22 protein-coding genes are annotated in these 23,564 nt (G+C 72.5%); 11 read left to right on the top strand and 11 right to left on the bottom strand.

Annotated features, from left to right (window positions below):
- Positions 1-91: 91 nt before the first annotated feature.
- The gene (locus ACQEV1_RS16565; RefSeq protein WP_432705521.1) at positions 92-766 is read left to right on the top strand and encodes a TetR/AcrR family transcriptional regulator; all 675 of its coding nucleotides are present in this window, start codon (positions 92-94) and stop codon (positions 764-766) included.
- Positions 767-796: 30 nt separating this feature from the next.
- On the opposite strand, the gene ACQEV1_RS16560 is transcribed toward ACQEV1_RS16565, so the two are convergent.
- A complete protein-coding gene (locus ACQEV1_RS16560) occupies positions 797-2,926 on the bottom strand; it encodes an MMPL family transporter (RefSeq protein WP_433394632.1) in 2,130 nt (709 codons plus the stop codon).
- Between the two features lie 114 nt (positions 2,927-3,040).
- On the bottom strand, positions 3,041-3,346 hold the full coding sequence (locus ACQEV1_RS16555) for a Dabb family protein (protein ID WP_285617581.1): 306 nt from the start codon (positions 3,344-3,346) through the stop codon (positions 3,041-3,043).
- 341 nt (positions 3,347-3,687) lie between these two features.
- Between ACQEV1_RS16555 and ACQEV1_RS16550 the strand changes: the two genes are divergently transcribed.
- Positions 3,688-4,359 carry an endonuclease V gene (locus ACQEV1_RS16550; protein WP_285617582.1) on the top strand — a complete coding sequence of 224 codons (672 nt, stop codon included), beginning with the start codon at positions 3,688-3,690 and terminating at the stop codon, positions 4,357-4,359.
- On the opposite strand, the gene ACQEV1_RS16545 is transcribed toward ACQEV1_RS16550, so the two are convergent.
- On the bottom strand, positions 4,346-5,980 hold the full coding sequence (locus tag ACQEV1_RS16545; protein ID WP_285617583.1) for a penicillin-binding transpeptidase domain-containing protein: 1,635 nt from the start codon (positions 5,978-5,980) through the stop codon (positions 4,346-4,348). The genes ACQEV1_RS16550 and ACQEV1_RS16545 overlap by 14 nt on opposite strands.
- Positions 5,981-6,104: 124 nt before the next feature.
- Here ACQEV1_RS16545 and ACQEV1_RS16540 point away from each other — a divergent pair, with 124 nt between their 5' ends.
- Entirely contained in the window at positions 6,105-6,869 is a 765-nt protein-coding gene (locus ACQEV1_RS16540) for a glucose 1-dehydrogenase (RefSeq protein WP_285580892.1), read from the top strand.
- A gap of 46 nt (positions 6,870-6,915) precedes the next feature.
- Here the strand turns inward: ACQEV1_RS16540 and ACQEV1_RS16535 are convergent, their stop codons facing one another.
- From ACQEV1_RS16535 to ACQEV1_RS16525, 3 genes are read right to left on the bottom strand one after another with little or no spacing between them, the layout of a single operon-like run.
- A complete protein-coding gene (locus ACQEV1_RS16535) occupies positions 6,916-7,638 on the bottom strand; it encodes an HAD family hydrolase (RefSeq protein WP_285617585.1) in 723 nt (240 codons plus the stop codon).
- A gap of 3 nt (positions 7,639-7,641) precedes the next feature.
- Complete coding sequence (locus ACQEV1_RS16530) at positions 7,642-8,454, bottom strand: MBL fold metallo-hydrolase (RefSeq protein WP_285617586.1); 813 nt, start codon at positions 8,452-8,454, stop codon at positions 7,642-7,644.
- Positions 8,451-9,884 (bottom strand): MFS transporter, encoded by a 1,434-nt coding sequence (locus tag ACQEV1_RS16525; RefSeq protein ID WP_433394631.1) that lies wholly within the window; start codon positions 9,882-9,884, stop codon positions 8,451-8,453. The genes ACQEV1_RS16530 and ACQEV1_RS16525 overlap by 4 nt, the downstream gene beginning before the upstream one ends.
- 109 nt (positions 9,885-9,993) lie before the next feature.
- On the opposite strand from ACQEV1_RS16525, the gene ACQEV1_RS16520 reads away from it, so the two are divergent.
- Together ACQEV1_RS16520 and ACQEV1_RS16515 are read left to right on the top strand one after the other, a co-directional pair.
- The gene (locus ACQEV1_RS16520; protein ID WP_285617588.1) at positions 9,994-10,773 is read left to right on the top strand and encodes a DeoR/GlpR family DNA-binding transcription regulator; all 780 of its coding nucleotides are present in this window, start codon (positions 9,994-9,996) and stop codon (positions 10,771-10,773) included.
- Between the two features lie 126 nt (positions 10,774-10,899).
- Entirely contained in the window at positions 10,900-11,433 is a 534-nt protein-coding gene (locus ACQEV1_RS16515) for a PadR family transcriptional regulator (protein WP_285580904.1), read from the top strand.
- A gap of 6 nt (positions 11,434-11,439) precedes the next feature.
- Here the strand turns inward: ACQEV1_RS16515 and ACQEV1_RS16510 are convergent, their stop codons facing one another.
- Positions 11,440-11,673, bottom strand: a complete 234-nt coding sequence (locus ACQEV1_RS16510; protein WP_433394630.1) for a hypothetical protein — start codon at positions 11,671-11,673, stop codon at positions 11,440-11,442.
- A 262-nt stretch (positions 11,674-11,935) separates the two neighbouring features.
- On the opposite strand from ACQEV1_RS16510, the gene ACQEV1_RS16505 reads away from it, so the two are divergent.
- Entirely contained in the window at positions 11,936-13,351 is a 1,416-nt protein-coding gene (locus ACQEV1_RS16505; protein ID WP_285617590.1) for a helix-turn-helix domain-containing protein, read from the top strand.
- Positions 13,352-13,356: 5 nt separating this feature from the next.
- Here ACQEV1_RS16505 and ACQEV1_RS16500 read toward each other — a convergent pair whose 3' ends face one another.
- Entirely contained in the window at positions 13,357-13,575 is a 219-nt protein-coding gene (locus ACQEV1_RS16500; protein ID WP_285617591.1) for a DUF397 domain-containing protein, read from the bottom strand.
- Between the two features lie 160 nt (positions 13,576-13,735).
- Here ACQEV1_RS16500 and ACQEV1_RS16495 point away from each other — a divergent pair, with 160 nt between their 5' ends.
- Complete coding sequence (locus ACQEV1_RS16495) at positions 13,736-14,386, top strand: enoyl-CoA hydratase/isomerase family protein (RefSeq protein WP_433394629.1); 651 nt, start codon at positions 13,736-13,738, stop codon at positions 14,384-14,386.
- 181 nt (positions 14,387-14,567) lie between these two features.
- On the opposite strand, the gene ACQEV1_RS16490 is transcribed toward ACQEV1_RS16495, so the two are convergent.
- Positions 14,568-15,377 carry a phosphotransferase gene (locus ACQEV1_RS16490; protein ID WP_433394628.1) on the bottom strand — a complete coding sequence of 270 codons (810 nt, stop codon included), beginning with the start codon at positions 15,375-15,377 and terminating at the stop codon, positions 14,568-14,570.
- A 272-nt stretch (positions 15,378-15,649) separates the two neighbouring features.
- On the opposite strand from ACQEV1_RS16490, the gene ACQEV1_RS16485 reads away from it, so the two are divergent.
- Together ACQEV1_RS16485 and ACQEV1_RS16480 are read left to right on the top strand one after the other, a co-directional pair.
- On the top strand, positions 15,650-18,052 hold the full coding sequence (locus ACQEV1_RS16485; protein ID WP_433394627.1) for an MFS transporter: 2,403 nt from the start codon (positions 15,650-15,652) through the stop codon (positions 18,050-18,052).
- 20 nt (positions 18,053-18,072) lie between these two features.
- Positions 18,073-18,906, top strand: coding sequence for a YceI family protein (locus ACQEV1_RS16480; protein WP_285617597.1), 834 nt, complete (start codon positions 18,073-18,075; stop codon positions 18,904-18,906).
- Between the two features lie 4 nt (positions 18,907-18,910).
- Here the strand turns inward: ACQEV1_RS16480 and ACQEV1_RS16475 are convergent, their stop codons facing one another.
- Both ACQEV1_RS16475 and ACQEV1_RS16470 read right to left on the bottom strand, forming a co-directional pair.
- Positions 18,911-19,522: a hypothetical protein gene (locus ACQEV1_RS16475; RefSeq protein WP_285580917.1), complete on the bottom strand. Its 612-nt coding sequence runs from the start codon at positions 19,520-19,522 to the stop codon at positions 18,911-18,913.
- A gap of 172 nt (positions 19,523-19,694) precedes the next feature.
- Positions 19,695-22,043 carry a transketolase-like TK C-terminal-containing protein gene (locus ACQEV1_RS16470; protein ID WP_433394626.1) on the bottom strand — a complete coding sequence of 783 codons (2,349 nt, stop codon included), beginning with the start codon at positions 22,041-22,043 and terminating at the stop codon, positions 19,695-19,697.
- Between the two features lie 324 nt (positions 22,044-22,367).
- Between ACQEV1_RS16470 and ACQEV1_RS16465 the strand changes: the two genes are divergently transcribed.
- Positions 22,368-23,192: a HipA family kinase gene (locus ACQEV1_RS16465; RefSeq protein WP_433394625.1), complete on the top strand. Its 825-nt coding sequence runs from the start codon at positions 22,368-22,370 to the stop codon at positions 23,190-23,192.
- Positions 23,189-23,563, top strand: coding sequence for a DUF3037 domain-containing protein (locus ACQEV1_RS16460; protein ID WP_433394624.1), 375 nt, complete (start codon positions 23,189-23,191; stop codon positions 23,561-23,563). Before ACQEV1_RS16465 ends, ACQEV1_RS16460 begins: the two co-directional genes overlap by 4 nt.
- Position 23,564 lies beyond the last annotated feature (1 nt).

The following is a 23,564-nucleotide window of genomic DNA, read 5'->3' as shown; positions in this document are numbered from 1 at the left end:
TGCCGGAAACCGGCGGTTGGACGTCCGACGTCCACTATTCGATGATCGTTCAAACGAGCAAGCGGTTGGGCGCGCGCGTCATAATGTCAGCGTGGTGAGCACGAGTAAGGACAACGGGCCGCACCGGGGTGGCTCAGGGGCCTCGGGCGGTGGCCGGCGCCGGGGCAGGAGTTCGTCCGTACTCGCGTCGGAGCGCCGTGAGCACCTGGTGCGACTCGCCGCCGAGCTGTTCGCCGAGAAGGGCTACCAGGCCACGACGGTCCGCAACATCGCCGACGAGGCGGGGATCCTCTCGGGCAGTCTCTACCACCACTTCGACTCCAAGGAGTCGATCGTGGACGAGATCCTGTCCTCCTTCTTCGACGAGCTGAACGCCGACAACAAGGCGGTCCTCGAACGCGGCGGCGACCCGCGTACGGTCCTGACCGAGCTCGTCCGCAACTGCTTCCGCACGCTGGTGCCCCACCGCGCGGCCGTCATGGTCATGCAGAACGACTGGAACTACCTGCGCCAGTTCGACCGGTTCGACTACCTCGCGCGCGCCGAGGAGGAGACCGAGCGGCTGTGGGTCGGCCAGATCAAGCGCGGCCAGGAGACGGGCCTGTTCCGCGACGACATCGACGCGCGGCTGACCTACCGGATGATCCGCGACACGATCTGGGTGGCGGTCCGCTGGTTCCAGCCGGCCGGCCCGCTCGACGCCGAAGGTGTCGCCGACCACTACGTCGCGGTGCTGTTCGACGGCATCTCGACCGGCCCGCGCTGAGGTCCTCCCCGGCGCGGGCCGAAACCTTCGCTACGACCGCACCGGGACTCTCGGCGTCCGCGCCGGCGGGCCGGGTTCGACGGCCGGCAGGATCCGGGCCAGCCAGCCCGGCAGCCACCAGTTCACCTTGCCGAGCAGCTCCATCACCGCCGGCACCAGCACCATCCGCACGACCGTCGCGTCGATCAGCACGGCCACGCCCAGGCCGAGGCCGACCTGCTTGACCGCGATGTCGCCGACCAGCAGCACCGACAGGAAGACGCAGACCATGATGGCGGCCGCCGCGGTGATCACGCGGGCGGTGCGGGCCAGGCCGCGGGTCACCGCGGTCCTCGTCCCGGCGCCGAGGTCGTACTCCTCGCGGACCCTGGAGATCAGGAACACCTCGTAGTCGGTGGACAGACCGAACAGGATCGGGAACATGAACAGCGGCACCCACGGCGTCACCGGCGTGGCCGCCGGGAAGCCGAGCTGGTGGCCGAGCCATCCCCACTGCACGACCGCGGTGAGCACGCCGTACGCGGCCACGATGGACAGGAGGTTCATCACCGCGGCCTTCACCGCGATGGCGACCGAGCGCACGAGCACGAGCAGCAGGAGCAGGGACAGTCCCACGACCACGACGATCAGCCAGGGCAGGCGCGCGCTCACGGAGTCGGAGAAGTCGATCGTGCCGGCGTTGGGTCCCCCGACCAGCACGCCGCCCCCGGCCCGGGGCACGACGGTGTCGCGCAGCCGGTGGACCACGTCCGGTGTGGCCGCGTCCTGGAGCCCGGTCCGCGGGTAGGCGACGAACATGGCGGCGGCGCCGTCGTCACTGGTCCGCACCGGGGTCACGGACGCGATGCCCGGCGTGTGCCCGGCCGCCGTGGCGACCGCGTTCGCCGCGGCCGGCGAGCGCGAGACGAGCACCAGAGGCGCATCGTACCCGGGGCCGAAGCCCGAGGCGAGGATGTGGTGCGCGGTGTACGCGCTGGTGTCGTGCGGGCGGCTGCCGGCGTCGCTGAAGCTCAGCCGCATCGACAGCGCCGGGACGGCGAGCAGGAGCAGCAGCAGCGTGGCCGCGGTGCCGGCGATGACCGGGCGCCGCTGGATGACCCCGGCCCAGCGCTCGGAGAGCGGGCGGCGTCCGCCCCGCCGGGCCAGTACGGGCACCCGGAACCGGTCGATCCGCCGTCCGGCGAAGCCGAGCAGCGCGGGCAGCAGCGTCACCGCGGCGATCAAGGTCATCAGGACGGTGAGCGAGGCCGCCACGGCCACCGCGCTCAGCAGCCGCTGGCCCATGACGAGCAGCCCCAGGAGCGCGACCACCACCGTCGTGCCGGCGAACACGACCGACCGGCCCGCCGTCGCGATGGCCGTGGCGGTCGCCTCCTCCGGCTCGGCGCCGTCATCCAAAGCCTCGCGGTAGCGCGTGACGATGAACAGCGCGTAGTCCACGCCGACGCCGAGGCCGATCAGCCCGGCCACGATCGGGCTGAACGACGGAGCGGGCAGCACGTGACCGAGCAGTGAGATGCCGGCCAGACCGGTGCCGATGCCGAAGACCGCGGTGACGATCGGCAGTCCCATCGCGAGCAGCGAGCCGAACGCGATGAGCAGCACGACCACCGCCGCGAGCAGGCCGATGCCCTCGGTGGGGCCGCCTCCCGGGGTCTCGGCGTCGGCGACCGCGTCCCCGCCGAGGGCGAGCGTCAGCCCGTCGCCCGAGGCGTCGCGCGCCTGGGCGATCATCGTGGTCACGCCGGCCGTGGGCATCTCCGCGGAGGCCCGGTCGAGCTGGATCGGGGCGAACGCGGTACGGCCGTCCGGCGAGACCTGGGAGGTCACGCGGTACGGCGAGCTCACCGAGGTGACGTGCGGGCCGTGGGACAGCTCGCCGATGACCCGTTCGACGCGGGGCCGTACGGCGGCGACGCCCTGGTCGGCGTGGATCGCGAGCGTCAGCGTGTCGCCGTTCTGCCGCGGGAAGTGATCCTTGATCAGGTCCTGGGCCCGCGCGGACTCGGTGCCGCCACCGCCGAACACGTTGTCGGCCGGGGCCGAGTAACCGAACCCGACCGTCATCACCACCGCGGCGCCGACGATCCAGAGCAACAGGACCCGGCGCCGGCGGCGATGACACAGCCGGGCCAGCCGGACGAGCGGGCCGTCATGCACGGGAGTCTCCTCTTCTTTGTGCCGGCTTTCAGACTCCCGTTACCGGCACCCCCGAAGCGTCATGCCCGCGATGACACCTCGGACCGGCGCGTACTCCGCGAGGAGTACGGCCGCCTACGGCTCGAGTACGTACTGGACCGCGTGGCGTTCGGCGGTGATCGGGTTGATGAACTCGTCGATGATCGCGCGGTGCCGGGGATCGTCGCGGTAGGCGAGGTAGGCGTCCCGGTCGGCGAAGTCGGCGACGACCGCGAAGTCGAAGTTCCCGGCGTTGACGCCGGCGTCGTGGCCGAAGGCGTAGGCCTCCAGCTCGGGGATCAGGCCGGGCAGCTCCGCGAGCCGATCCTCGACGGTCTTCCTCTGCTCCGCGGTCGCGTCGTCGCGCCACCGGAACACCACGACATGCCGAAATCCGGACACGGGTCCTCCTTAACTACGGAATGTTTCCGCGCACGACCTTACGGAAGGCGTCCGGCGGCCGAAGGGGCGGCCCGGTCGCACCGGAGCCGCCCCTTCGTTACCGAATCGTCAGGTCCAGGACACTCCGTCCATGACGCCTTCCTCTCCCCAGATCTTCACTGTGACCCCGCCCCCTGATGCGATGATCTCCTGAAACCGAGGTTAGAAGCTCATGGCCCAACTTGAAATACGTTATTTGACCTATTTTGACCCAAACACGACGCGCATTTACCATTTCACAGACGGTCACAGGTAACAGATGCCCGGATATCCGTCATGCCGGATGCGAGTAGCGTGCCCTCGTGAAGGTAGCGGATCTGCACCCCTGGCCCACCGACGCCGACGAGGCGGTGGCGATCCAGGATCGGCTTCGGCCCCTGGCCGACCTGAGCTCGGCCGGTCCGCGGGTCGTGCGGACGGTGGCGGGGCTCGACGTCGCGTACGCCGACGACCGGCTGGCGGCGGCCGCGGTCGTGCTGGACGCCGAGACCCTGGAGGTCGTCGAGGAGACGACCGCCCTTGACCGGCCCGGCTTCCCCTACGTCCCCGGGCTGTTCGCCTTCCGCGAGCTGCCGGCGCTGGTCGGCGCGCTGCGCGCGCTGAGCGTCACCCCCGACCTGCTGGTCTGCGACGGCCACGGGCTGGCGCATCCCAAGCGGTTCGGGCTGGCCTGCCACCTCGGGGTGCTGACCGGGCTGCCCTCGATCGGCGTCGGCAAGACCCGGCTCGTCGGCGAGTACGACGAGCCCGGCGCCGAACGCGGCGCCTGGAGCCCGGTCAGCGACGGCGGGCAGGTGGTCGCGCGGGCCCTGCGCACCCAGACGGGGGTGAAGCCCGTGTTCGTGTCCGTCGGCCACCGCGCCGACCTCGACACGGCGTGCGCGCTGACGTTGCGGCTGGCGCCGCGCTACCGCCTGCCGGAGACGACACGCCGGGCCGACCACCTGTCGCGGGAGACGCTCAGAGCCCGTTGAGGAAGCGCCGTGCGATCGGCGCGGCGGTCTTGGAGCCGAACCCGCCGTCCTCGACGATCACGGCGAACGCCACGTCATCGTGGAAGCCCATGAACCACGCGTGGGTCGGCGGCTCCTTGCCGTTCTTCCCCGAGGCGTACTCGGCCGTGCCCGTCTTGCCCGCCGTGCCGGCCGGCAGACCGGCGTCCTTGGCGGTGCCCGTCGTCACGACCGCACGCATCATGGTGGCCAGCTCCGAGCGCAGCCGAGAGTCGAGCCGGCCCGCCTTGGCCTTCTGCGGGATCTGCGGGTCGGACACGAACACCGGCGGATGCCAGGTGCCGCCCGCGACGCCGGCGGACACCTCCGCCATGCTGAGGGCGTTGGCCAGGTCGCGTCCCTGCCCGAACCCGGCGACGGCCATCTCCGAGGTGCTCGTCGGCGACGGGAAGCTGCCCGCCGTGACGTGCATGCCGGGGTCGATCTTCTGGTTGAAGCCGAAGAGACTCGCGGCACTCGACAGCCGGGACGGGTTGAGGCGCTTCTGCGTCTGGAGCGCGAAGGCGGTGTTGCACGACTGGGCGAGCGCCTCGGTGAAGGTCATGCTGCCGGACTCCTCGCCCTCGGAGTTGTGGATGATCTGGCCCCCGACGTTCGCCGTCTTGGGGCACTCCACCGTGTCCGAGGGACTGAGCCCGCTGCGCAGCAGCGCGTACGCCGTGACCACCTTGAACGTCGAACCGGGCGGATAGGTGCCCTGCAACGCGCGGTCGAAGCCGCCGGGGTAGTTCGCGACGGCGAGGATCTGCCCGTTCGACGGGCGGATCGCGACCAGGGACGTCGGCTTGCTCTGCCCCTGCAGGGCCGCCGCGGCGGCGCGCTGGACATGCTGGTCCAGGGTCGTCTTCACGTCGCGGCCGGCCTTGCCGGCGAAGCCGCCGACCTGCTTCACCGGGTGGTTCGACGCGTCGGCGACGATGACCGAGGCCGTGGGCGTGCCGGCGAGGCGCTTGTCGAAGCGCTGCTGGATGCCCGACCGGCCGACGACGTCGCCCTTGCGGTAGGACGTGCCGAGCTTCTTGGCCTGCTTGTCGGTCAGCGGCGCCGTGGTGCCGACGATCTGCTGCACAGAGCCCGAGACGTCGGTGCCGTCGATCGGGCTGCCGTCGGCCGCGACCACCCGGGCGCGCCTGGGCCACCGGTAGCTGATCGTCAGGTGCTGCCCGCTGTGCAGGTCCGGGTGGATGCTCTCCGGCGTCCAGGCGACCTTCCACTCCCGGTGGTCCGTCGTCAGCCGCAGCCGTCCCTGGTAGTGCCAGGTGCCCATCGGAAGGGTGAGGTCGGCGGCGAAGGAGACCGTCGCGTGGCCGCCCTGCCTGGTCTCGGCGCCGGGCGTCGCCCGTACCTTCGTGACGCCCAGCCCCTTGTTCAGCGTCTGGTACTGCTGGTCGAGGTCGAGCGGCGGCGTCAGTGTCTCTCCGCGCATCGCGGCGGTGTCGCCGCGCCCCCACGCGGACAGGAAGGCGCGCGCCGTCGCCGTCGGACTTCCCTTGGTTCTGAGCAACAGATAGGCGCCGCCCGCGAGACCGAGGACGACCACCGTCCCGGCCGCGACGGACGCCCACAGGATTTTGTGTCGCACGAGTTCGTGACACTCCCCCGGATGTCTGGTCTGATCGGTCATCGTAGTGTCTGGTGCCGCGAAGCCGGGTCGCCCGGCGTCCGGATCCAACCTCTATCGGACGTTTGACCAGATGAGAGGTGCCATGGGCAGGCTTGACGGCAAAGTGGCGCTCATCACGGGCGGCGCGCGGGGTATGGGCGAGGCGCATGTCCGGCGTTTCGTCGCCGAGGGCGCCCGCGTGGTCTTCGGTGACGTGCTGGAGACCGAGGGCGGACGGCTCGCCGAAGAACTCGGCGACGCGACGCGGTTCGTCCGGATGGACGTCACCCGGCCGGACGACTGGCAGGCCGCCGTCGACACCGCGCTGGCCGACTTCGGCGGGCTCGGCGTGCTGGTGAACAACGCCGGGATCCTCCGCTACGGCCGGATCGAGGACATGTCCCTCGACCAGTTCACCCGGATCATCGAGGTCAACCTGGTCGGGCAGTGGCTCGGGGTGAAGTCGGTCATCGGCGCGATGAGGACCGCGGGCGGCGGCTCGATCGTCAACGTCTCCTCCACCGAGGGTTTCGTCGGCGCCACCGGCCTGGCCGCCTACAGCGCCAGCAAGTTCGGCGTACGGGGTCTGACGAAGGCGGCCGCGCGTGAGCTCGGGGAGTACGGCATCCGCGTCAACTCCATCCACCCCGGCGCCATCCTCACGCCGATGGTCACCGACGACGCGGCCCTGGTGTCGGCCAAGGCGGAGAGCGCCGACGCGTTCCTGCGCGCGCTGCCGCTCGGGCGGATGGGCACGCCGGAGGAGATCCCCGCGCTCGTGGTCTTCCTCGCCTCGGACGAGGCGACGTACTGCACGGGCAGTGAGTTCGTGGTCGACGGCGGAATGCTCACGGGAGCCGGTTACTGACCTGGTCGGCCCCTCCGGCGCCGGCCGCCACGCCACCACCGGCCCGCTACGGCGCGGCGGCGCCGTGGCCGGGAACCGGAGACGGGAGGATGGCGGTGAGAGAGGCACGGAGGTCGGCCAGGTCGTCGAGGACGGCGTCGGGGCCGGCGGCGGTGAGGTCGGCGCGGGACGTGATGCCGGTGGCGACCGCGACGACGCGGGCGTCGTTGGCACGGGCCGCCTCGATGTCCAGAACCGAGTCGCCGACCAGGACGGTCGGGGTGGCGGTGCCAGGGCCGTAGCGAGCCTCGGCGCGGGACCGGGCGGCCGGGACCAGGCTGGGGCGGTGCTCGTCGTCGGTGCCGGTCGCGGCGACCCGCAGGTCCAGCGGGGGCGCCAGGCCGAACGCCGCCAGCTTGAGCCGCGTGGTGGCGGCCTGGTTGCCGGTGAGCACCGACTGGACGACGCCGGGCGTCCGGTCCAGGGCCGCCACCACCGCACGGACGCCGGGCAGCAGCCGCCCCCGCGACGCAAGCCGCGAACGTTCCGCCGCCACCCGCTCCACCTCGAGGCGCAGCGCCTCGGGCAGCAGCCGCTCCGCGGTGGCCGCGTCCGCGCCGTACTCCCGCAGGATCGCCCGCAGGATCTGGCGGATCGTGCGCCCCGGCACCACGTGCACCGGCCGCGGTGGCACGCCCAGCAGCTCCCCGCAGAGCGTGAACCACACCTCCCGGTCGAACGCGCCGGCGTCGAGCAGGGTCTGGTCGATGTCCCAGAGCACGAGCGCCATCGGCTACCGCGCCGCCCCGGCCGCGTGGACCGGCACGACCAGCCCGGCGCGGGCCTCCGTCACCGGTACCGTGCCGGCCGCCGCCCGGGCCGCCTCGAACGACTCGGCGTCGTCGTACCCGAGCAGGTGGCTGACGACCAGCCGGCCCACCCCGGCCGCGACGGCCAGCTCGCCGGTGAGCGCGGCGGTCAGATGACCGTGCTCGGCCAGCATGGCCGGGTCGGCGTCCAGGTAGGTGGCCTCGCAGACGAACACGTCGGCGCCGGTCGCGGCGGCCAGCACGCCGTCGCACCAGCCGGTGTCGGACGAGAACGCCAGCGTTCGGTCGCCCAGCGCGAAGCGCAGCGACGCGCTCGGCACCGCGTGCCGGGCCCGGAACGCGGTCAGCGTGATGCCGTCCGCGACCGCCACCTCGGTGCGGCCGTCGCGCTCCAGCGGCCGGATGTCGAACGCGGTGGCGAGCGGGCGGCCGACCACCGGATCGGTCGGCACCGCCACCCATTCGTCCAGCGCGGCCAGCGTGCCGGTGCTGTCCTCCGGTACCCACAACGGGATCCGGGCCGGCGGCGTCTTCGTCAGCAGCCGGGTGAAGGCCAGCGGCACCACGTCGAACATGTGGTCCTGGTGCAGGTGGGTGAGCACGATCCCGTCGAGCCGGTGCTCCAGGCCGCGCGACACCAGCTCGGTGACGATGCCCGGCCCGCAGTCGACGAGGACCGTCGAGCCGGCGTGCCGCACCAGGTAGCCGGAGCAGGCCGAGTCCGCGTCCGGTCGGCCGGCCCGGAAGCCGAGCACCGTCAGTGTCGTGTCGTTCACCGATCCTCCTCGGTCGTGGATACCACCAGGTCGGGACCTGCGGCGGCGGGCGCGGTGCCGCCGGAAACGCGGCGGGCCCCAGCGGTCTGTTCCAGGCTGCGGTTCTTGGTCTCCGGCGCCAGCAGCACGGTGATCACCAGGCCGAGCAGCCCGGCCGCGACGAACAGCCACAGGGCGCCGCTCACGCCCCACGCCGCCACCATGTCGGGGAAGACGAGCACGCCGAGGATCGCGCCGAGCCGGCTCACCGCGGTGCCCAGGCCGGTGCCGGCGGCGCGCAGCTCGGTCGGGAAGAGCTCGGTGCAGTAGACCATGTCCAGCGTTCCCGGACCCATGTTGGAGAACAGGATCGCCATCGCGAACAGCACCACGATCAGCGCCAACGCCGGCGCGTGGACGAGCGCCAGCACCACCAGCACCGCCGTCTCGCCGGCGAACGCCGTGATCAGCACCGGCCGCCGGCCCCACGAGTCGACGAACGCGAGCGCGATCGCCGCGCCCACCACGCCGAGCAGGGCGATGATGGCCGATCCGAGGTACGCGGCCAGCTGGGTCGACCCGCCGAGCCCGGTCAGGATCGTCGGGCTGTACATCTGAATCCCGTAGTACGCCACGTCGTGCGCGAACCAGAACACGCAGACGAAGATCGTGGCGCCGACCAGCCCGCGGGCGAACAGCCGTCGCCACGAGGCGCTGCCGGCAGCGGTGGGGCGGTCGGGCTCGGCCTGCGGCTCCGGGAGCACCACGTCCTCCGGCGCGACCGCCGTGCCGCTGCCGGACACCACCTTCGCGATGACCCGCCGCGCCTCGTCGTGCCGGCCCTGCGCGATGAGGTAGCGCGGCGACTCCGGGATGCTGGTCCTGAACGCCAGCGTGACCAGCGCGAGCACCGCGCCGACGAGCAGCATCCAACGCCACGCGGTGGGGCCGATGGGCAGGAACGCCACGCCCACCAGATAGGCGGCCAGCGCGCCGACGTTCCACATCAGGCTGAGCGCCACGACCAGCCGGCCGCGGTCGCGCGCGGCGCCGAACTCGGCGGTCAGCGACGACGAGATCGGGTAGTCCGCGCCGAGACACAGCCCGAGCAGGAAGCGGGCGGCGATCAGTTCCCACACGTTCTGCGACAGCGCGGCCAGCGCGGCGAACACCACGAAGCCGATCAGGTCGAGCAGGTACATCTTCTTGCGGCCGAGCCGGTCGGCGATCCGGCCGAAGACCAGCGCGCCGACGAACATCCCGACGATGGCCGAGCAGCTGGTGACGCCGGACGTGAACGGGGTGAACGTCCACGACTTCTTCAGCACCGGCAGCGCGACGGCGATCACCGTCAGGTCGAAGCCGTCGAGGAACATTCCGATCGACGACAGCAGGGTGAGCTTGCGGCGGAACCCCGAGAGGTCCGCCAGGTCAAGAGTGGTGGCCGCCATCGCCCGGTCTCCGTCCGGTAGGCCATCAGGTGGACGCGACTGTGATTTATCAGTCTGGAACGAGAAATTACCATCAGCAAAGTTAAAATCAAGGTGGTAATTTCATCGCATGAGAAGCCGCAAGGACCCGGCGTCCCGCCAGCAGGACCTGGCCGAGCACATCCTGCGGGTCGGCACGGCTACCGCGCAGGAGCTGGCCGAACGCTTCGGCGTCAGCCTCGTCACCGCCCACCGCGACCTCGACGAGCTGGCCAAGCGCGGGCTGGTGCGCAAGTTCCACGGTGGGGTGACCGCCCAGCCGTCCAGCGTCTTCGAGAGCAACGTGACCTACCGGCGCCAGCTGGCCGTCGCGGAGAAGCGGGCCATCGCGCGCGCCGCGGTGGAGCTGATCGAGCCCGGCATGTCCGTCCTGCTCGATGACTCCACCACGACGCTGGTGCTGGCCGAGCTGGCCGCCGACATCGACCCGCTCACCGTCATCACGAACTTCGCGCCGATCATTCAGCTGATGATGGGCCGCAAGAACATCCGGCTGATCGCGCTGGGCGGCGAGTACAACGAGGCGCACGACGCGTTCCTCGGCTCACCGTGCACCGCGTCGGCCCGGGCACTCCACTCCGATCTCGGCTTCTACTCGTTCGCCGGGGTCTCCGACGGCGGCGTCCACCACCAGGAGCAGGAGATCGTGGTGACCAAGCGGGCGCTGCTGTCCGTCGCCACCCACCGCGTCCTGCTCGTCGACCACGCCAAGCTCGGCCGCACCGCCTTGCACCGCGTCGCCGACCTCGCGGACTTCGCCCACGCCATCACCGACTCCGGCGCCCCGCCCGACGCCCTCGCCGCCCTCACCGACCACGACGTCCCCACCACGGTCGCCGGCGCGAGCTGACCGGGTCACCGACCCGCGGGGCGGGGCGCCCTCACCGATCAGGCGGTCAACGGTCGGATTCGATGGTCGGACGGCCTTTCACAGCGCGGACATGGGCCAAGATAGGCGTCGACGGAGAGGAGCCCCGTGGCCGACCATCGGATGACCGCGACGTCGTATCTCGTGCTCGGGCTGCTGTCCGACGGCCCCGCGACGAGCTACGACCTCAAGCGCAAGGTCGCCGTGAGCATCGGCAACTTCTGGGAGTTCGCGCACTCCCAGCTCTATGACGAGCCGCTGCGCCTGGCCGACGCCGGGCTGGTCGACGTGGAGGCCGAGACGGGCGGCCGGCGCCGCCGCACCTACCGCATCACCGCCGCCGGCCGGGCCGCGCTGGCCGACTGGCTCGCCGAGGCCACCCCCGACCGGACCGACGTGCGCGACCCCGGCCTGCTCAAGCTCTTCTTCGCCCGGCATGCCCGGCCCCGCGACATCCGCCACCTCGCGATCGACCAGCGGCGTTCCCACCGCGAGCGCGCCGACGAGTACGAGCGGATCCACCGGGCGTTCGGCGGCGCCATCGACCGGTGGCAGCTCAAGTCGCTGGAGCTCGGCATCCGTTACGAGCGCACGGTCGAGGGCTTCTGGGCCGAGCTGCTCGAGGACCTGCCGGAGGCCTGAGCGGGCTCAGCCGCCTCGGTCCGGCGGGCTCGCGGCGACCGCGACCTCGTACGTCTCGGGCGGCCAGGCGCCGGGCTGGGCGCAGGTGCACAGGCCGTGGACGGTGATCGCCTGCGCGCGGACCACGGTGTACTCCGCCGGGCTCCGCGCCGGGCGCACCCGATTGCAGGTCAGGCACAGCAAAGCCTTCTCCCCCCTGCCCGCGACCCGCCACCGGGAGTGCCCCTCTCCCTGAGGCATCCCGGCGGCGGGCGCTGGCGCGGCGCGCCGGACCCGTCCCCTCAAACGGCTCCGGGCGGACCGCCGTCGTGCGGCTGCGTCCGGGCGAAAGTCGTCACCCGCCGTGCCGCGGTACGCACACTAGGCGACCGCGGGTTGCAAACACGTTGCACTCGCTCGATAGCAGTATGTGACAAATAGCAGGTGAAGGTTTTACGTATCGGGTTGCAACCTGAGCCGTCGACTTGGATGCTCGTAGGACCACCGCCCCCTGGAGACGCCCTTGACGCGGAGCAGCAAGGCACGCGATCCGATCGCCGACGGTGATCGACACGCCCCTGGCGACGCCCCTCGGCCCGTGGTCACCGACTCGTGGCGGCGTTCGCTGGCCGCGGGCGTCGACCCCGGTCTGGCGTCGGCTCCCCTGGTGTTCGACGCCGACACGATCACCGGCGTACGGCGGTCCCACCCGCTCGACCGGCACCTGACCATGCTGCGCGAGGCCCTGCGCGGGATGGCCGACGCGTCCGCCCACCTGATGGTGATCACCGACGCCGACGGCCACGTGCTGTGGAGCGAGGGGCCGCGCGCCGTACGCCGCCGGGCCGACGGCATCGGCCTGGCCGAGGGCTTCCGCTGGGCCGAGGAGGCGGTCGGCACCAACGGCATCGGCACGGCGCTGAGCATCGGCGGGCCGGTGTGCATCCAGGCCACCGAGCACCTCGCCCAGGTCCTGCACACCTGGTCGTGCGCTGCCGCGCCGATCACCGACCCCGACACCGGGCAGGTGATCGGCTGCGTCGACATCAGCGGCACGAAGAGCAGCCTGCACCCGGCGGTCGTCGCACTCGCCCAGGCGGCGGCGCGGCTGACCGAGGCGCAGCTCACGGTGGAGATGCACCGCCGCGACGAACGCCTGCTCGCCCGGCACCTCCACCGCCTGCGCGGCGACAGCCGGGTGCTGGTGACGACGACCGGGCGGGTGCTGGCGGCCGATCCCGACCGCTGGCGCGACCGGCGGATCATCGTCCCGGAGGCGGGACGGCGGGTGACGCTGCCCGACGGCCGCACCGCGGTCGCCGAGGACCTCGGCTCGGCGTTCCTGCTCCGCACGGTCGAGGGCGGCCGGCCCTCGCTCAAGCTACGGCTGCTCGGCGACCAGCAGCCGTGCGCCGTCCTCGACGGCCGGCGCATCCCCCTGTCGCTGCGCCACGCCGAGCTCCTCGCGCTGATGGCCCTGCACCCGCGCGGCCTGACCTGCGAGCAGTCCTCGTTCCATCTCTACGGCGACGAGGGCAATCCGGTGACGGTACGCGCGGAGATCCACCGGCTGCGCGGTCAGCTCGGCGACGTGGTGCGGGCCAAGCCGTACCGCCTCGACTGCGACGTGGAGGCCGACTTCCTCAACGTGCGGCGGCTGCTCGGCTCGGGCAACGTCGCCGGCGCCGTACGTCTCTACGCCGGGCCGTTACTGCCGCGCTCGGAGTCGGCGGCGATCAAGATCGAGCGGGACGACCTCGGCACCCAGCTGCGCCGGCAGTTGCTGCACCGCGGCGACCCGGACGACCTGTGGGCCTACACCCAGACTGGCGACGACGACCTGGAGATCCTCGGCCGGCTCGCCGCCGCGCTGCCACCCGGGGATCCCCGCCGGGTGGCGGCGCAGCTACGCGAACACCGTGCGCTCTCCGACGGCTAGGTGCCCTAGGACCTGCTCTGGGGCTCCTCGACCATGTCGTCGAACTCGCCGTCCTTGACCCCGAGGATGAAGGCCTCCCATTCGTTCGGGGTGTAGTAGAGCGCGTCGCCGTCAGGCTTGCTGGAGTCGCGCATGACGACCATGCGGTCGGCGTGCTTGTGCTTGATCGGCACGTCCTTGCCGTCGACGAACGAGATCTCGACGGCCCCGGATTCCTCGGTCATGCGGGCCTCTTCTGTTGCGGGGAAGTCGGACGCCGGCGTCATGACGCAGGTCGCCCAGGCCAAGGCTATAGTCCGCGCGCTCTCGCGGCGGGGAGAACGGAATGCCGACGCGATCCTCTACAGTTACCGACGGGTAATAACGATTGCGAGAGAGGCCACGATGATCGATCTGCGGCGCGAGGGCGACGTACACGTCCTGCGGTTCGACGACGGTGAGAACCGCTTCAGCCCCGACTTCCTGGACGCGCTGTCCGCGGCCCTCGACGAACTGACCGCCGCACCGGCGCCCAAGGCGCTCGTGACGACCGGCACCGGCAAGTTCTACTCCAACGGCCTCGACCTGGACTGGCTGAGCGCGGACGCCGATCGGTGGGGGCCGTACCTCGAACGCGTGCACGGCCTGTTCGCCCGGATGCTGACGCTGCCGATGCCGACGGTCGCGGCGGTCAACGGACACGCGTTCGCCGCCGGGGCGATGCTGTCCCTGGCCCACGACTACCGGGTGATGCGCGCCGACCGGGGATGGTTCTGCCTGCCGGAGGTGGACCTCGGGCTGCCGTTCACGCCGGGCATGAGCGCGCTGATCCAGGCGCGGCTGCCGAAGCTCACCGCGCACGAGGCCATGGTCACCGGCCGGCGGTACGCCGGGAAGGACGCCGTCGCCGCGGGCATCGCCCACCGGGCGGTGGCCGAGGCGGAGGTCGCCGCGACCGCACTCGCCCTCGCCGCACCACTGGCGGCCAAGGACGGCGCCACGGTCGCCCGGATCCGCACCGACTTGTACCGGCCGGTGCTCGATGTGCTGACGTGAGCTTTACATAGGATTTCAGGTAGGTATAGTAGGCATTGCGGCCGGCGTCCCAGCGGCAGCCATCGCTTCGCCGGCCCGGCACACCGTCTCGACAGGTCCTCTGCGCGTCCGGACCGAGACGGGCGGAGGACCGGTCCCGGGTGGCAGCGGGACCGGTCTTCGGCTTTCACGCCCCGAGTCTTCACGCGCCGAGAAGGGCCAGCAGGCGCCCGGCCTGGCGTGCCGCCGTGCCGGGCGGGTTGCGCGGGCGCTCGGGATCCTCCGACAGCACGGACCCGAACCAGTACAGCGCCAGCAGCCGCCGGCACTCGCGGAGCCGCGCCGTCTCGGCGGGCGTCAGCTCGAACCGGGACAGGAACGCCGGCGCGTCGAGACCGTCGCCCACCCACACGCTGATGTGCTCGACCACCTCGGCCAGTTCGTAGGCGCGGTCGCTCAGCCCGGAGTACTCGAAGTCCACGATCCGGACCTGGGCGCCGTCCCACAGGTAGTTGGCCAGGTTGCCGTCCCCGAGCCCGAAAACGGGCGTGAACTCCGCGGAGAAGACCTCGTCCAGCCGGGGCCGGCCGGCCCAGTCGGTGACCGCGCCGAAGGCCCGCGCGACCAGCGGGTCCCCGTCCGGCGAGGGTCGCCGCGCGCACCAGACACGCAGCCGGCGCAGGACGACCAGGGGGTGGAGCAGCCGGAACGGCAGAGCGCGCAGGACCGGCCCGGGGATCGCCGTCTGGACCCCGGCGACCGCCTCGGCGAGCCCACCGACCTGGGCGCCGGTCAGCCGGCCGGCGAGCGGCACCCCTTCCAGGCGCGTCATCGTCACGCTCGGCGGGTCCGCCTCCAGGTCGGCGCGTACGGGCAGGGGCGCCAGGTCCGGCGCGTGCTCGGCGAGCAGGGTCAGCGCGCGCCACTCGCGCCGGTGTTCGCCCTGGGCCCACCGGCGGTACCGCTTGACCACCGTGGCCGAGCCGACCTCGACCGCGTGTGTGTTCGCCATCAGCCGCTCCGCTCCGCCGGTCCTGTCCCGGAGCCGTACGCCCTGGTCAGCGCCGGGGTCTTTTGCGCCGTCTTCGGTCTTTATCCCATCACACCGTTGATGTACCCTCAGTGACGGAACCAGTACATTATGTTATTCGGGGCGACAGGGGGTGGCGCGGCTCATGGCGCACGCGCCGCCCGGCCCCACGATCTCCGATCGATGGCAGTCCTGCCGACACACCGCTCGCCCAGGCGCTGATTCCCCAACTTTGGAGACGTCTCCTCATGTCGATGACCGCACCGGTCTCCGGCCCTCCTGTCCCCCGGCGCTGGATCGCGCTGGTCTTCATCGCCCTCGCCCAGCTCATGGTCGTCCTCGACGCCACCATCGTGAACATCGCCCTGCCCTCCGCCCAGCACGCCCTGGGCATCTCCGACGCCGACCGGCAGTGGATGATCACCGCCTACACGCTCGCGTTCGGCGGCCTGTTGCTGTTCGGCGGGCGGGTCGGCGACCTCATCGGCCGTAAGTACGCCTTCCTGATCGGGCTCGTCGGGTTCGCGGCCGCCTCGGCGGTCGGCGGCGCCGCGACCGGTGAGGGCATGCTCCTGGCCGCGCGCGCCCTGCAGGGGGCGTTCGGTGCGCTGCTCGCCCCGTCCGCGCTGTCCCTGCTCGCCGTCACCTTCACCACCCCGGCCGAGCGGGCCAAGGCGTTCGGCATCTACGGCGCGATCGCCGGCGGGGGCGCCGCCGTGGGCCTGATCGCCGGCGGCCTGCTCACCGAGTACCTCGACTGGCGCTGGGCGCTGTACGTCAACGTGCCGGTCGCCGTGGTCGGGCTGGCCGGCGGCGCCGTCTTCGTCCGCGACCCGGTCGCCGGCCGGTCCCGCGCCCGCCTCGACCTGCCCGGCGTCGTGCTCGTCACCGCCGGCCTGGTCGCGCTGGTGTACGGCTTCACCCGAGCCGAGTCCGAGGGATGGGGCGAGCGCGGCGTGGTCGGCCTGCTCGTCGGCGCGGGCGTCCTGCTGGTGGCGTTCGCCGTCGTCGAGGCCCTGACGCGTACGCCGCTGCTGCCGATGCGGGTGATCCTCGACCGCAACCGGGGCGGCGCCTACCTCTCGGTCGGGCTGTCGGTGATCGGCATGTTCGGCCTGTTCCTGTTCCTGACGTACTACCTCCAGACCGTCAAGCGCTACTCCCCCGTCGAGACCGGCCTGGCGTTCCTGCCGATGACGGCCGGCATGGTCACGGGCTCGACGCAGATCTCCGCGCGGCTGATGAACCAGGTGCCGGCGCGCCTGCTCATGGTGCCCGGCCTCCTCGTCGCGGCGTGCGGCGTCGTGCTGCTCACCCGGCTGAGGGTCGACAGCGCCTACGCCACCTCGGTGCTGCCCGCCCAGTTACTCCTGGGCGTCGGGCTGGGCGCGGCGCTGATGCCGGCGATGAACCTCGCCACCGCGGGCGTCGACGCGCACGACGCCGGCGTCGCCTCGGCGATGGTCAACACCTCACAGCAGGTCGGCGGCTCGCTCGGCACCGCGCTGCTGAACACCATCGGCGCCACCGCCACCACCTCCTACATCGCGGCCCACGCGCAGGGCCCGCCCTCGCCCGCGCTCGCGGCCGCGGGGCTCGTCCACGGCTTCACCGTCGCGCTCTGGTGGGCGGTGGGCGTCATCTGCCTCGCCGCCGTCGTCGTCTCCGTGCTGGTCGACAGCCGGGGCGAGCGGCGCGCCGCCCGCGTCGTGGCCGAGCCCGGCATACGCGAGCCCGGTGTGCGCGAAGCCGTCGTGACCGCCGAGACGCCGCCGCCGGCCAGGCAGCTGGCCTCCGTCGGAGCACGCGGCGAGCCGGTGGACGACGGGCCGCTCGCCGCGCGGACGTCACCGGTGTACGCGCCGATGGCGTCGGCCGGCCCGGGCTCGTTCGGCACTCCGGTGCACGGCCGGGTGCGCGGCGGCGACGGCGCGCCGGTCTGCGGTGCCGCGCTGACCCTGATCGACCTGGGCGGCCGCCAGGTCGACCGGGCCACCACCGGCGTCGACGGCGTCTACGCGCTGCGGGCGCCCGGCGTCGGCCCGTACATGCTGATCACCGCGGCCGACGGGCACCAGCCGCAGGCCGCCACCGTCGCGGTCGCCCACGAGCCGCTCCACTACGACGTGACGCTCTCGGGCACCTCCGGCCTGGCGGGCGTGGTGCGCAGCGCCGCGACCGGCGCACGCGTCGACGGCGCGATCGTGGTGGTGACCGACGCCCACGGCGAGGTGATCGCCTCGGCCCGGACGGACGCGGCCGGGGAGTTCGAGTTCGACGACCTCGTCTCCGGCACTTTCGTCGTGGCGGTGACCGCGAACGGTCACCGGCCGGGCGCGCTGCCGGTCGCCGTCGACGGCCAGGGCACCACGCACTGCGAGGTCGAGCTGCCGGCCGGCGCCCGCGTGCACGGCACCGTACGCGCCGGGTCGGACAACCTGCTGCTCTCCGACGCCCGGGTCACGCTGGTCGACGCCGCCGGCAACGTCGTCGCGACCGCCACCACCGGTCCCGACGGGGCGTACGCCTTCGAGGACCTCGACCCCGGCACGTACACCGTGATCGCCAGCGGCTACCCGCCGGTGGCCGCCGCCGTGATGATCGGCGAGACGGCGCCCGAGCCGTTCGGCCTCACCCTCAGCCACCCGGACGAGTGACCCACCGAGGAGAGACATCGATGTCAGCGGACCACCGCGGCGTACGCGCACGGATCCGTACCAGGGACGGCTGGGCCGTGCCGCACGCGGTCGTGACCGTCGCCGACATGACGGGCCAGCAGGTCTCCCGCGCCCAGGCCGACCCCGAGGGCGTGGTGTGCACCGGGCCGCTGCCCACCGGGCGCTACACCGCGATCGTCACGGCCATCGGGTACGCGCCCGCGGCCTCCACCGCCAAGGTGGGGCCCGCGGGCGCGGCCGAGCTCGGCACCGTGGTGCTGGACCGCCAGACCGGCGCCGCCGAGCTGCCCCTCCCCGGGCCGTGGACGATCGATCCGGCGCACTCGAGCATCATGGTCACCGTCCGGCACCTGGGCCTGTCGAGCATCCACGGGCGGTTCGGGGAGTTCGGCGGGCGCATCGACGTGGCCGAGCCGGTCGAGCGGTCCCGGGTGAGCGCCGAGATCAAGGCCGCCACCATCGACACCGCGAACGCCACGCGGGACGGGCACCTGCGCGGTCCCGACTTCCTCGACGTGGAGCGCTTCCCGGTGATCAGCTACCTGGGCGCCCGCGTCGTGCCGGCCGGCGGCGAACACTGGACCGTCCACGGCGCGCTGTCCCTGAAGGACGTCCGGCGTCCGGTGGAGCTGGACCTGTCCTACCTCGGCACCGGCCCCGATCCGTGGGGCGGCGTCCGCGCGGCGTTCCGCGCGACGACCGAGCTGCGGCGTGAGGACTTCTCGATGGTCTACAACCAGATCCTGTCGGCGGGCATCGGCGCGATCGGCACCACGCTGCGCGTGGCCATCGACATCCAGGCCGTCCGCGGCGAACGGCTGCCCACCGGCTGATCCGTCAGCGCGGCGGCGAGAACGACGGCCCGCCGACGTGGCCGGGACGCGTGCGCTCGGCCAGGCCGGCGGCCATGCCGTCGAGGTCGAGCCCCCGCCTCACCAGGTCACGGCTCAGCGTGTCCATGATGGTCAGGGTGACGTGCAGGAAGACGTCGGGCGCGAGCCGGCGCACCTCGTCCTCGTACACGCGGTGGGCCTCGGGGTTGCCGGTGAGCGCGGCGAGCACGCCCGAACGCACGCGCTGGCTCATCGTGCGCCAGACCTGCTCGCGCTCGGGGATGGCGCCGCTGCGCCAGGGCCCGTTGTAGTCGAGCGAGCGGATCAGTTCGTCGGCCGGCTCGCCGCCGCGCAGGTCCCACAGGACGGCCCAGAAGGCGATGAGCCAGTTCATCCCGGTGAGCACGCGCAACGGGTCGGTGTCCATCGCCCCGAACAGCTCCGCCTGCGGCCGGTCGCCCTCACGGAACGCGAGGGCCTCGATGCGGACGATGTCGTCCATCTCGAGCAGGTCGGGGGGCGGCCGACGGAGGACGGTCGACCGCCGGGAGGCCGTGTCCCGCAACTCGACCCCGTCCCCCTCAGGAAGGGTCGACCACGTATACGGCCCGGACATGATCACAATCGTAAAGACGAGCGGCGTACGGGGCACGGTTCCGCCGGACCATGCCCGCATTCGGCCACCTTGCCGGTTCATATCACGATCTGTCGGCGAACCGGCATGACGAAGGCGGCCGGCGGTGCCGCCCCAAGGTCCCGGGGGCGGCACCGCGAGGCGGCCGGTCGGGTCAGAGGGACAGGGCGGCCAGGGCGGCGTTGACGATCGAGCCCGGCAGCAGGTCGTGCAGTTCGTACAGCTCCGGGATCGAGCCCGACTGGCCGAACTCGTCGACGCCGAGGGGCACGCACGGCACGCCGAGGGCCGAGCCGAGCCAGGCCATGGCGTGCGAGGCGGCGTCGTGCACGGTGACGATGGGCGTCCGGTTCGGGAACGCCGCCCGCAGCACGCCCGCCTGGGACGGGGTCGTCGCGGTCCGTACGCCCTGGCGGAGCGTGCGCCGCCAGGCCGAGTACAGCCGGTCCGGCGAGGTCACGTCGACGACGTTCGCGGCGACGCCCTCCTCCTCCAGTTCGCGGGCGGCGGCGAGCACCTCCGGCAGCACGGCTCCGGTGGCGGCCAGGGTGACCGAGGGACCGGCCACGTCCGACTCGCGCAGCGGATACGCCCCGGCGAGGACCTGCCGCCGCAGGACCGCGTCGCCGAGCCGGGCCCGTGCCTCCTCGAACGGCGTCTGGTCCAGCGGCCGGGTGGTCAGCCGGAAGTAGTACGCGCCCTCTTCGGCCGGCACCGCCGTCGGCGTCTCTCCCGGTCCGGCGGCGATCCGGCCGAGGGCGTCGCACAGCAGCCAGTCCAGCGCGGTGGCGAAGGCCGGCTCGACGTAGGTGACGTTCGGCAGCTCCAGGCCGATCGAGGCGGTGATGCTCGACTGGTGCGCGCCGCCCTCGGGGGCGAGCGACACCCCGGACGGCGTTCCGGCGACGATGAACCGGGCGCCGGAGTAGACGCCGTAGATGAAGGCGTCCAGACCGCGGCACACGAACGGGTCGTAGACGGTGCCGACCGGCAGGAGCGGACGTCCGTGCAGGTCACCGGAGAGACCGAGCTGGCCGAGCAGCAGGAACAGGTTCATCTCGGAGATGCCCAGCTCGATGTGCTGGCCCTGCGGTCCCTCGGTCCACCTCAGCAGCGGGTCGGGACTCCACGCGCGCTGCTCGGCGGGCGCGAAGACGCCCATGCGGTTGATGAAGCCGGCCAGGTTCGTGGAGGTCGCCACGTCCGGCGCGGTCGTGACGAGGTACGGCGCGAGCCTCTCGTCCCGCGACAGGTCCACGAGGATCTTGCCGAAGGAGTCCTGGGTGGAGACCGGGCGCGTGGTGCGCAGGCCGGTCGCGGTGGGCACGGTCACGTCGAGCGCGACGCTCGCCGGTGGCCGCCGCAGCGCCTCGCGCCGCTGGTTGCACAGGATGCCGGCGGGCGTGGCCGGGTCGAACCGGTCCCAGTCCCCGGACAGCCCCATGCAGTCGCGCAGCGTGGCGATCTGCTCGGCGGTGAGCAGGGCCGAGTGGTTGCGCGGGTTGCCGGCGATCGGCAGGCCGTGTCCCTTGACCGTGTAGGCGAACACCACGCTGGGCCGGTCGGTGACGGCGTCGCACTGCGCGTACGCCTCCAGCATCGCCACCAGGTCGTGGCCGCCGAGGTCCTGGACGAGCCGGGCGAGCTCGTCGTCGGGCAGGCCGGCCACGGCCTCGCCGACCTCGGCGGGCGCGCCGTCGAGGAACACCTCACGCAGCTTCGGGCCGGTCAGCCCGAACAGCGCCTGGTACTGCTCGTTGGACATCAGGTCGATCCAGCCGCGTACGGACGCGGGGGCCTCGCGCAGCCGCCGCCCGTACTTGACCTCGACGACGTGCCAGCCGGCCGCCTCGAACTGGCCGCGCCACTGCGCGATCCGCACGCCCGGCACGACCCGGTCCAGCGACTGGCGGTTGAAGTCGACGAGCCACATGACGTTGCCGAGGCCCTGCGTCGCCGGGTCGGCGATGGCCTCCCAGACGTTGCCCTCGTCCAGTTCGGCGTCGCCGAGCAGGGCGACGAACCGCGGCGGTCGCGGCCGGTCGCCGCCCCAGTGCGCGTCGACGTAGCGGCGCACCGCGGCGGCGAACAGTGGCGCCGCCGCGCCGAGCCCGACCGAGCCGGTGGAGAAGTCCACGTCGTCGGGGTCCTTGGTACGGCTCGGGTAGGACTGGAGCCCGCCGCGGGCCCGCAGCGTGGTGAGGTAGGAGCGGTCGAGGTCGCCGAGCAGGTACTTGATCGCGTGGAACACCGGCGAGGCGTGCGGTTTGACGCTGACGCGGTCCTCGGCCCGCAGGTACGCGAACCAGAGGGCGGTCATCGCCGTCACCAGCGAGGCGCTGGAGGCCTGGTGGCCGCCCACCTTGATGCCGTCGCCGGTCCGGCGCTCGCGGTTGGCTGCGTCGACGATGCGCACCGCGAGCCACAGCACCCGCCGCTGGATCTCGTCCAGGACGTCCAGGTCCACGCCTGCGATCGCGCTCTCGTCCACCTCGACACTCATCGATGCCCCTTTCGGGCGCGGCCCGGTATGACTGATATGCCGTATATCGCCCGAGAGGAGGGTAAAGGACGACCGCGCTTCCATGGAGCCCTCCGCGTCCCGCAGGGCGATGCCTGGCGACTGTTCCGCCTTCTCCCCCGGATACGGACATCCAGAACGGCCGACGTGTGGCATATGCATCAGAGGAAGTGGCGGACGCACGCTTAGGATGCACTGGCCCCGGGCGGGCGGCTCCGGGGCCTGCCCGCCTGGGTCCGTGGCGTCGGGGGCGGCATGCGCGCACGTTCGTGCTCGCATGCCGCCACACCTCGATACCGTATGCCCGTGCTGTCCAACGTCACCGCCATCCGCTACGTGACGCCGCTGCGCGAGGGCGGGTCGCTGCCCGCGATCGTGGAGGCCGACGACCTCGGCACGTACGTCGTGAAGTTCCACGGCGCCGGCCAGGGCCGCAAGGCCCTGATCGCCGAGGTCATCGCCGGCGAGCTCGCACGGCGGCTCGGCCTGCGGATCCCCGACATCGTCACCGTCGACCTCGACCCGGTGATCGGGCGGCACGAGCCCGACCCGGACGTGCAGGACCTGCTCAAGGCGAGCCCGGGCCGCAACCTCGGCATCGACTACCTGCCCGGCTCGCTCGGCTTCGACCCGCTCGCCTGGTCCCCCGACCCCGGCTTCGCCGCCTCGGTGCTGTGGTTCGACGCGTTCATCGGCAACGTCGACCGCAGCTGGCGCAACCCGAACCTCCTCGTCTGGCACGGCGACGTCTGGCTCATCGACCATGGGGCGAGCCTGTACTTCCACCACGCGTGGGCGAGCGCGGACCGGCTCACCGCCAAGCCGTACGACGCGAGCGACCACGTCCTCACCACGTTCGTCGACGACGAGGCCCTCGGTTCGGCCGGCCGCGAGCTCGCCCCGCGGATCACCGACGACCTGCTGCGTGCGGTGGTGGACCTGGTGCCGGTCGAATGGCTGGAGGACGAGCCGGGTTTCGCCTCCCCCGCCGACGTCTCGGCGGCCTACGTGACGCATCTGCGCGCCCGCGCCGCCGACCCCTCGGTGTGGCTGCCCGAGGTCGGACCCGTCCAGCCCCCGCGCCCACCGGCCCCACGGGGCACGGCACGTCGGGGGTGGCTGCGCTCATGAACGTCTTCGAGTACGCCGCGCTCCGCGTGGTCCCCCGGGTCGAGCGCGGCGAGAGCATGAACGTCGGCGTGATCGTCTACTGCCAGGCCCGCGACTTCCTCGGCTGCCGCGTGCACATCGACGCCACCCGGCTTCGCGCGCTCGACCCCGACCTGGACCTGGACGGCGTACGCGCCGCGCTGACCGCGGTCGAGTGCACCTGCTGCGGCGGCCCGCACGCCGGCCAGGCCGGCGACGAGCCGCTCGGCAGCCGGTTCCGCTGGCTGACCGCGCCGCGGAGCACCATCGTCCAGACCGGCCCGGTCCACGCCGGCCTGACCGGCGACCCCGCCGCCGAACTGGACCGCCTCCTGGACGCCCTGGTCCGCTGAC

It is taken from the genome of Actinoallomurus sp. CA-142502, from assembly GCF_050936355.1.
GTDB lineage: Bacteria > Actinomycetota > Actinomycetes > Streptosporangiales > Streptosporangiaceae > Actinoallomurus > Actinoallomurus iriomotensis.
Note: the sequence above shows the minus strand (reverse complement) of the source record. Positions and strands in the feature narration are given on the sequence as shown.